Source organism: Saccharopolyspora hirsuta, from assembly GCF_008630535.1.
GTDB lineage: Bacteria > Actinomycetota > Actinomycetes > Mycobacteriales > Pseudonocardiaceae > Saccharopolyspora > Saccharopolyspora hirsuta.
On record NZ_VWPH01000004.1, the window covers coordinates 398,456 to 408,499 of the forward strand.

The 10,044-nt window shown below is 73.7% G+C and carries 1 protein-coding gene; it reads right to left on the reverse strand.

Annotated features, from left to right (window positions below; genetic code table 11):
* Positions 1-9: 9 nt before the first annotated feature.
* A complete protein-coding gene (locus F1721_RS10315; RefSeq protein WP_150066369.1) occupies positions 10-10,029 on the reverse strand; it encodes an amino acid adenylation domain-containing protein in 10,020 nt (3,339 codons plus the stop codon).
* Positions 10,030-10,044: the final 15 nt, after the last annotated feature.

A 10,044-nucleotide genomic window follows, 5' to 3' on the forward strand; every position in this document is an offset into this window, starting at 1 on the left:
CGTGCGCTGCTACCGGACGTCCAGGTGCTGGGCGAGCAGCTGGGCGAGGGTGGCCAGCGGGGCCGGGTCCAGCATCTCGTCGTGGGTGCACTCCAGGCGTTCGACCCGCACCTCGCCGGTGACGTGCGGCGTCCAGTCGGCGCGGAGGTCCGGGTTCGACCGGGAGGTCACCAGCAGGACGTCGCCGTCGAGCACCGCCGGGCGGTGGCCCGCCGAGATGCGGATGGCGTTGACGATGGCGTCCACCGCGGACGGCACGTGCTCGGGCGGGAGCACGTCGAGCACCCCGTCGCGCAGCGCGGCGGCGATGCGGGCCCGCTGGTGGTCGGCGTCGCCGCGTTCGGCATCGCCGACGACGTCGTCGAAGAGCCGCGCCAGCACCTCCTGCTCGTCCAGGCCTATGTCCGCCGTGGACGAGTCCAGCAGCGCCACCAGACCCACGCGCTCGCCGCGCGACTGGAGCTCGGCGGCCACCGCGTGCGCGATGTTGCCGCCCAGGGAGTAGCCGAGCAGGTGGTACGGGCCCTGCGGGCGGACCTTCTGCAGCTGGTCGGCGTAGTCCGAGGCGAGCTCCTCCAGGCTGTCCGGCAGGTCGCTCCCGCCGTCCGCACCGCGCAACTGCAAGCCGTAGAGCGGCATCTCGGTGTGCCGCAGCAGACCCGAGTAGCACCAGGACAGACCTGTCGCCGGGTGGACGCAGAAGAGCGGAACGCCTTCCCCACCGCGCAGTTCGAGCAGCACGTCGAAGCTGCTGCCACCCTCGTCGAGGTGTTCGGCGAGCTCGGCCACCGTGGACGAGCGGAACACCGCCTGGACGCCCAGGTCCGCGCCGAGCACCTCGCGGATCCGGCCGACCAGCTGCGTCGCCAGCAGCGAGTGCCCGCCCAGCTCGAAGAACCCGTCGTCGATGCCCACCTCGTCGACGCCGAGCACCTCGGCGAACAGGTCGCAGAGCAGCTCCTCGCGCGGCGACCGCGGCTTCCGGCCGCCGCCGACCGCGGTGAACGGGCGGGGCAGCCGGGCGTGGTCGAGCTTCCCGTTGCGGGTCAGCGGGATCTCGTCCAGCGCCACGACCGCCGACGGCACCATGTACTCGGGCAGCACGTCCCGCACGTGCTGCCGCAGGTCCGCCGGTGCGGCGGTGGAGACGACGTAGCCGACCAGGCGCCGGTCGCCGGGCCGGTCCTCGCGCAGCACCACGCGGGCCTGCTCGACGTCGGGGTGCGCGGCCAGCACCGCCTCGATCTCGCCCGGCTCGATCCGGAACCCGCGCACCTTGACCTGGTCGTCGGCCCGCCCCAGGTACTCCAGCTGGCCGTCCGCGCGCCACCGGGCCAGGTCGCCGGTCCGGTAAAGCCGCCCGCCGGGCGGGCCGAAGGGGTCGGCGACGAAGCGCTGCGCGGTGAGCCCGGGCCGGTCGCGGTAGCCCAGCGCGATGCCGGGTCCGGCGGCGTAGAGCTCGCCCGCGACGCCGACCGGCACCGGCCGCAGGTGCGCGTCGAGGACGTGGACCGCGACTCCCCGCAGCGGGCGGCCGATCGGCACCGGGTGGTCGTCGGCGGTGGCGTGCGCCCAGGTGATGTCGACGGTCGCCTCCGTCGGGCCGTAGGCGTTGATCATGGTCCGGTCGCGGCCGAAGAACTCCAGCAGCTCCACCGGGCAGGGCTCCGCGCCGGTGATGAGGTGGCGCAGGTGCGGCAGCGGCACCTTCGGCACCGTGGCCAGCACCGACGGCGGGATGTGCAGGTGGGTGATCCGCTCGCGGTCCAGCTCGGCGGCCAGCTCCGCGCCGGTCGTGGTGCGCTGCGGGACCACCAGGCACGCGCCGGAGAGCAGCGCCATGCACAGCTCGGCCACCGACACGTCGAAGCTCGGCGACACGAACTGGTACACCCGGCTGTCCTCGCGCACCCCGTAGTTGCGGAGCTGGTTCGCCGACAGGGTGGCGAACCCGGCGTGCGGGACCACCACGCCCTTGGGCAGCCCGGTCGAACCCGAGGTGTGGATGACGTACGCCGCCGAGGTGGCGAGCAGCGGGGCGCTGCGCTCGGCGTCGGTCGGGTTCTCCACCGGCTGGTCCGCGAAGCCCGGCTCGGCGAGGTAGCTGTCCAGCAGCAGCGGCGTTCCGGGCAGCTGCACCTTCGAGGTGGACACGACGAGCGTGGCCTCGGCCAGCAGCTGGTTGATCCGCTCGCTGGGGTACTCGACGTCCACCGGCTGGTAGGCCGCGCCCGCCTTGAGGACAGCGACGATCGCCAGCACCAGCTCCCCGGACTTCGGCAGCGCCAGCGCGACCACGTCGCCGGGCCCGACGCCCAGCGAGATCAGGTGGTGGGCGAACCGGTTGGCGCGCTCGTTGAGCTCCGCGTAGGTCCACGCACCGCCGTCGAACTCCACCGCGGTGTTGTCCGGTGTCAGGCCCACCTGCCGCTCGAACAGCTCGGGGAAGGTCGGCTGGCCCCACGGCTGCTCGGGCACCGCTGACATCATCCGGCGCTCACCGGCGGTCCGGACGTCTATCGTGGACAGTCGCTGCTCCGGGTTTGCGGCGATCTGGCGCAGCAGCGCGGTGAACCGGTCGGCGATCGACCGCGCGGTGGTCTCGTCGAACAGGTCGGTGCGGTAGGAGACCACGCCGTCGATCCCGGCGTTGGAGCCGTCGGCGGCCCGGTTCTCCCGCAGGCTCAGCGTGAGGTCGACCTTCGCCGCCCCCGCCCCGGCGCCTTCGAGCTCGACGTGCAGGCCGGGCCACTCCGGCCCGTCGCCCGCGTCCTCGCCCTGCAGCGCGAACGCGACCTGGAACAGCGGGTGGTGCGACAGCGATCGGGTCGGGTTGACCACCTCCACCAGCCGCTCGAACGGCACGTCCTGGTGCGCGTAGGCCGCCAGGTCCGCCCGCTTGACCCGGGCGAGGAGTTCGGCGAAGCCGGGATCGCCCGAGGTGTCGGTGCGCAGCACCAGGGTGTTGACGAAGAACCCGATCAGCTCGTCGAGCTCCGGCTCGCCGCGGCCGGTCACCGCGGTGCCGATCGGGATGTCCTCCCCCGCCCCGAGCTTGGTCAGCAGCGCCGCCAGCGCCGCGTGCAGGACCATGAACGGGGTGGCGTCGTGCGATGCGGCGAGCCGGGCCAGCGCGGCGTGCGTCGCCGCGTCGACGGCGAACTCCACGGCGTCCCCGCGGTAGGTCGCGACGGCCGGGCGGGGCCGGTCGGTGGGCAGCTCGATCCGCTCCGGCGCGTCGGCCAGCGCCTCCCGCCAGAACGCCAGCTGCCGCCCGGCCGGGGAGTTCGGGTCGTCCTCGTCACCGAGGACCTTCCGCTGCCACAGGGCGAAGTCCGCGTACTGGACGGGCAGGTCAGACCACTGTGGAGCGTTGCCGTCCAGGCGGGCGGCGTAGGCCGTCGCGAGGTCGCGCACGAGCGGGCCCTGCGACCCGCCGTCCGCGACGATGTGGTGCAGCAGCACCAGCACCACGTGCTCACCAGGACCGCCTTCGGCGACCGAGACCCGCAGCGGGATCTCGTGCGCCAGGTCGAAGGAGTGGCGCGCCGCCGCGTCCAGGTCGTCGACCTGGTGGATCACCACCGGAGCCGGGTCGTGGATCCGCTGGTGCGGCGTGCCGTCGACGGTCGGGAACGTGGTGCGCAGGCTCTCGTGCCGGGCCACCACGTCGGCGACCGCCTCGGCGAGCACCGCCAGGTCCAGCTCACCGGACATCCGCAGCAGCAGCGGGATGTTGTAGGTCGGGCTCGGCCCCTCCAGCTGGTGCAGGAACCACAGCCTGCGCTGGGCGAACGACAGCGGCACCAGGTCCGGCCGCGGCACCGGCGCGAGCTTCGCGCGGACCGGTTCGGCCGCGCCGAGCGCTTCGGCGATGCCCGCCACCGTGGGCGACTCGAACAGCTGGCGGATCCCCACCCCCGCGCCGAGCTCCGCGCGGATCCGGCTGATCAACCGGGTGGCGAGCAGCGAATGCCCGCCCAGCTCGAAGAACCCGTCGTCGATGCCGACCTGCTCCACCCCGAGCACCTCGGCGAACAGCCCGCACAGCAGCTCCTCGCGCGCATTCCGCGGCCCGCGCCCGCTGGCGTCGCCGGAGAACTCCGGGGCGGGCAGCGCCTTGCGGTCCAGCTTGCGGTTGCCGGTCAGCGGCAGCTCGGGCAGCAGCACGAACGCGACCGGGACCATGTACTCCGGCAGCCGCTCGGCGGCGTACTCCCGCAGCCCGTCCGCATCGCACCCGTCGGACGGCACGACGTAGGCGACCAGGCGCTTGTCGCCGGGGGTGTCCTCGCGCACGATCGCCGCCGCGTGCCGGACGTGCTCGTGCTGGTTGAGCACGGTCTCGATCTCGCCGAGCTCGATCCGGAAGCCGCGGATCTTGACCTGGTCGTCGACCCGGGCGACGAACTCCAGCATCCCGTCGGCGTTCCAGCGGGCGATGTCGCCGGACCGGTAGAACCGGGACCCTGGCGGGCCGTAGGGGTTGGCCACGAACTTCGCCGAGGTCAGCCCCGGCCGGTTCAGGTAGCCGCGGGTCACCAGGTCGCCGGCGATGTAGAGCTCGCCCTCGACGCCGACCGGGGCCGGGCGCAGCGCGGCGTCCAGCACGTACATCTGCGTGTTCCAGATCGGCCGCCCGATGGTGACCACCCCGGTGGGCACCGGGTCACCGGGTTCGATCCGGTACTCGGTGCAGCCCACGGTGGTCTCGGTCGGCCCGTACTCGTTGATCACGGTCGCGCCGGGGTGGCGGGCCCGCCACTGCTCCAGCACCTCCCCCATCAGCGACTCGCCGCCGAGCACCAGCTGCTGCGTCGGCGAGCACTCCGGCGGCAGCGCCAGCAGCACCGGCAGGTGGCTGGGCGTGGCCTTGACGAAGGTGGGCCGCTCGGCGATCTGCGCGGACTCGTCCAGCTCGACCAGCTGCGCGCAGCCGCCGGTGGTCAGCGGCGCGAACAGGCCGGTGACGGTCAGGTCGAACGACACCGGCGAGTGCACCAGCGCGCGCCCCGCGACGGCCGGGTACGCCGAGCGGACCCACGACAGGTAGAGGTTGAGCGAGTCGTGCTGGACCACCACGCCCTTGGGCCGACCGGTGGAGCCGGAGGTGAAGATCACGAACGCGGCGTTGCGGGAGCGGAGCTCGCGCACCGGGTCCGCATCGTCCACAGCGGACAGGTCGAGCTCGTCGACCAGCAGCCGCTCGGTGCCGGGGGGCAGCCGGTCGGTGCAGCTGCGATCGGTCAGGGTCAGCACCGGGCGGACGTCGCCGAGCACGAACTCGATGCGCTCCGCCGGGTGCGACGGGTCCAGCGGCAGGTACGCGCCGCCCGTCTTGAGCACCGCCAGCAGGGCGACCACCAGGTCGACCGAGCGCGGCAGCGCGATGGCGACGAACCGCTCCGGACCGACGCCCTGCGAGATCAGCAGGTGGGCCAACCGGTTGGCCCGGCGGTTGAGCTCGGCGTAGTCCAGGACGGTGTCGCCGAAGGCGACGGCGGGGGCGTCCGGGGTGCGGCGGACCTGCTGCTCGATCAGCTCCGGCAGGGTCGCCTCCGGAACCTCGCGCTCGGTGCGGTTCCACCCGTGCACCAAGGAGTTCCGCTCCTCGGCGGGCAGCACGTCCAGGTCGCCGATCGAGGTGCTCGGGTCCGCCGCCACCGATTCGAGGACGCGGAGCAGCCGGGCCGCGATGGCCTCGGCGGTGCGCCGGTCGAACAGGTCGGTGGCGTACTCGAGCACGCCCTGCAGGCCGGTCGGCTCGCCGTCGGCGGCGTAGGACTCCTCGACGTGGAAGGTCAGGTCGACCTTCGCCACGTCGGCGCTGCTGCGCTCGCGGTGCGCGGTGAGCCCGGCCAGCTCGAACTCCGCGTCGTCGGCGCGGTGGAAGTCGAGCATGACCTGGAACAGCGGGTGCCGGGACATCGACCGGACCGGGTTGACCACCTCCACCAGCCGCTCGAACGGCACGTCCTGGTGGGCGTAGGCGGCCAGGTCGGTCCGCCGGATGCGGTCCAGCAGGTCCAGGAAGCCCGGGTCGCCCGAGGTGTCGGTGCGCAGCACCAGGGTGTTGACGAAGAACCCGACCAGCTCGTCGAGGGCTTCGTCGCCGCGACCGCTCACCGAGGTGCCCAGCGGGATGTCCGTCCCGGCGCCCATCCGGGTCAGCAGCGCCGCGATCGCGCCCTGCACGACCATGAACACGCTGGCCTGGTTCTCCCGGGCGATCCGGGTCAGCGCGCGGTGCGCGGCGGCGCCGAGCTCGAACTCCACGCCGTCGCCGCGGTTGGTGGCGACGGCCGGGCGGGGGCGGTCGGTCGGCAGCTTCAGCTCGGCCGGGACGCCGTCGAGCTGCTCCCGCCAGAACGAGAGCTGCTGCGCCACCAGGCTTTCCGGGTCGTCCTCGCGGCCCAGCAGGTCGCGCTGCCACAACGCGTAATCGGCGTACTGCACCGGCAGCGCCGACCAGTTCGGGGCGCGCCCCTCGCGCCGGGCGGCGTAGGCGGTGGCGAGGTCGCGCGCCAGCAGCCCGCTGGAACGGCCGTCGCTGGCGATGTGGTGCAGCAGCACCAGAAGCACGTGCTCGTCCGGCCCCACCTCGAACAGGCTCACCCGCAGCGGGGTCTCGGAAGCCAGGTCGAACGGTTCCCGCACCGCCTCGGCGAGCTGCTCGTCGAGGCGGTCGGCGCCGTGCACGCGCAGCACCGGGCGGTCCGCCACCACCTGCTGGTGCGGTGTTCCGGCGACCTCCGGGAAGACGGTGCGCAGGCTCTCGTGCCGGTCCACCACGTCGCCGATCGCGGCCTGCAACGCCGCCCGGTCCAGCGGGCCGGTCAGCCGGAGCGTCATCGGGACGTTGTAGGTGGCGCTCGGCCCTTCGAGCTGCTGGAGGAACCACAGCCGCTGCTGGGCGAAGGACAGCGGGACCCCGCCATCGCGCGGCACCGGCCGCACCGCGGGGCGCGCCTCGGCCGCACCGTCCAGCCGGGCGGCGAGGCCAGCCGCGGTCGGCGACTCGAACACCGCGCGCACCGACAGCTCCACCTCGAAGGCCACCCGGATCCGGCTGATCAGCCGGGTCGCGAGCAGCGAGTGCCCGCCCAGCTCGAAGAAGCTGTCGTCGGCGCTCACCCGCTCCACGCCGAGCACTTCCGCGAACAGCCCGCAGAGGATCTCCTCGCGCGGCGAGCGCGGTGCCCGGCCCCGCTCGGCGAAGTCCTCGTCCGGCGCGGGCAGGGCCTTGCGGTCGAGCTTGCCGCTGGTGGTCAGCGGCAGCGCGTCGAGCTCGACGAACGAGGTCGGCACCAGGTAGTCGGGCAGGGATCGCCGCAGGTGCTCGCGAACCGCCCCGGCCGGGCCCACGACGTAGGCGGTCAGCCGCTCCCGGCCGCGCTCGCCGCGCACCACGACGGCGATCTGGCGGCACTCCGGGTGCTCCCGGGCCACCGCCTCGACCTCCCCGAGCTCGATCCGCACCCCGCGCACCTTGACCTGGTCGTCGACCCGCCCGGCGAACTCCAGCACGCCGTCGGCGCGCCACCGGGCGAGGTCGCCCGAGCGGTACATCCGGCTGCCGGGTGCGCCGAACGGGTTGGCGACGAAGCGCTCCGCCGTCAGCGGGGCGCGCCGGTGGTAGCCGTCGGCGAGCTGCGTGCCCGCCAGGTACAGCTCGCCGGTCGCGCCGACGGGGACCGGGCGCAGCGCCGCGTCCAGCACGTACAGCTGCGCGCCGGGCACCGGTCGGCCGATCGGCGCCGGGTCCTGCGGCTCGCCGTCGCAGTCGAACTGCGTGACGTCGATGGTCGCCTCGGTCGGGCCGTAGAGGTGGTGCAGCCGGGCGGGCAGCGTCCGCCGGACCTGGTGCTGGAGGTCGGCGGGCAGCGACTCGCCCCCGGTGAAGATCCGGCGCAGCGACGTGCACCCGGCCGCCTCCGGGGTGTCCAGGAACATCCGCAGCACCGGCGGTACGAAGTGGACGGTCGTCACCCCGTGCTCGCGGATCACCGACACCAGGTGGTCGACGTCGCGGTGCCCGCCGTCGGCGGCCAGCACGATCGTGGCGCCCTCGACCAGCGGCCAGAAGAACTCCCACACCGACACGTCGAACCCGGCCGGGGTCTTCTGCAGGACCCGGTCGGTGGTGTCGAGCCGGTACTCGCGCTGCATGCCGACCAGCCGGTGCAGCACGGCGCTCCTGGGCACCACGACGCCCTTCGGCCGACCGGTCGACCCGGAGGTGTAGAGCACGTACATCGGATCGGCACCGGTGCCCCGGCCCGCGATTTCAACGGAACTCGGATCTCCGATTTCCATGGAAGTCGAGTCTCCGATTTCCATGGAAATCGCGTCCAGCTGGTCGATGCGCAGGGCTCCGGGCACCGGGAGGTCGATGTCGGAGGTGGTCAGCACCAGGTCCGGGGCGGCGTCGCGCAGGACGTGCTCGATGCGCTCGGCCGGGTGGTCCGGTTCGACCGGCACGTAGGCGGCGCCGGACTTGACCACCGCGAGCAGCGCGGTGACCAGCTCCACCGACCGCGGCACCGCCACGCCGACCAGGCTGCCCCGCCCGACGCCCGCCGCGGCGAGGTGCCGCACGAGCCGGTCGACCCGCTCCGCGAGCTCGCGGTAGCTGACCTCGCCGCCGTCGTGCACGACCGCCGGGTGGTCGGGCGCCTGCCGGACCCGCTGCTCGAACCGCTCCACGAGGTCCGGTCCGCCGGGCGCGGTTTCGTGGTCGTTGAACTCGTGCACCAGCTGGTGCCGGGTGTCCGCCGCCAGCAGCTCGATCCGGCCGAGCGGCTGGTCCGGTGCGGCCTCGACTGCGGACAGGAACCGGTGCAGGCGTTGCAGCAGCTCCTCGGCGTCGAACTCCTCCGGCCGGTGGTCGAGCCGGAACCGCAGCACCCCGTCCGCATTGGACACGATCAGGCCGAGCGGGTAGTGCGTCGCTCCCCCGCCGTCCACGCCGGTGATGCGCGGCTCGGTCCGGTCCTCGTCGGCCAGCGAGTCCAGCGGGTAGTTCTCGAACACCAGCAGCGTGTCGAAGAGCGGCCCCACCCCGGCGATCCGCTGCACCTCGGCGAGGCTGATGTGCTGGTGCGACAGCAGGGCGGCCTGCTCGTCCTGGATGCGCGCGAGGTTCGCCAGCACCGGGGCGGCCGGGTCCAGCCGGACCCGGACCGGCAGCGTGTTGATGAACAGGCCGATCATCGTCTCGACGCCGGGGATCTCCGGGGGCCGCCCGGACACCGTCGCGCCGAACACCACGTCCTGCCGCCCGGTCAGCTGCCCCAGCACTGCCGCCCACGCGCCCTGCACCAGCGTGTTGACCGTCAGGCCGTGCCGTCGGCACAGAGCTTCCAGGCCCGCGGCGGGCACCTCCAGCCACGCCCGCTCCGGCAGCCGCGGGCGGCGGCCGGGCTCGGCGACCCGGGTCGGCTCGGTCAGCCCGTCCAGCGCCTGCCGCCAGGCCCGCTCGGAGGCCGCCGGGTCCTGTTCGGACACCCAGCGCAGGTACTCCTTGTACGGCGTGACCGGCGGCAGCGCCGCCCCGCGGTAGAGCTCGAACAGCTCGTTGATCAGCAGCGGCGCCGACCAGCCGTCCAGCAGCAGGTGGTGGTTGGTGATCACCAGCCGGGACGTCCGGTCCGGCAGCCGGACCAGGGTGCACCGCAGCAGCGGCGGGGTGCGCACGTCGAAGCGGCGCGCCCGGTCGGCGGCCAGGAGCTCCGGCAGCTCGGCCGCGGTCAGGTCGACGACCTCCCAGGCCGGCTCGACGTCGCGCACCACGTACTGGATCGGCTGGCCGCCCTTGCGCTGCCGGAAGCCGACCCGGAGGTTCGCGTGCCGCGCCAGCAGCTCGCGCAGCGCCCCGCGCAGGCACTCCGGGTCGACCTCCCCGGCCAGCTCCAGCACCAGCTGGGTGTTGTACACCTCGTCGGCGTCGGCGTCGTGCAGGGCGTGGAACCACAGCCCCTCCTGCAGCGGCGACAGCGGCAGCACGTCTTCCAGCCGCGACCGGCTCATCGAAACTCCAATCCG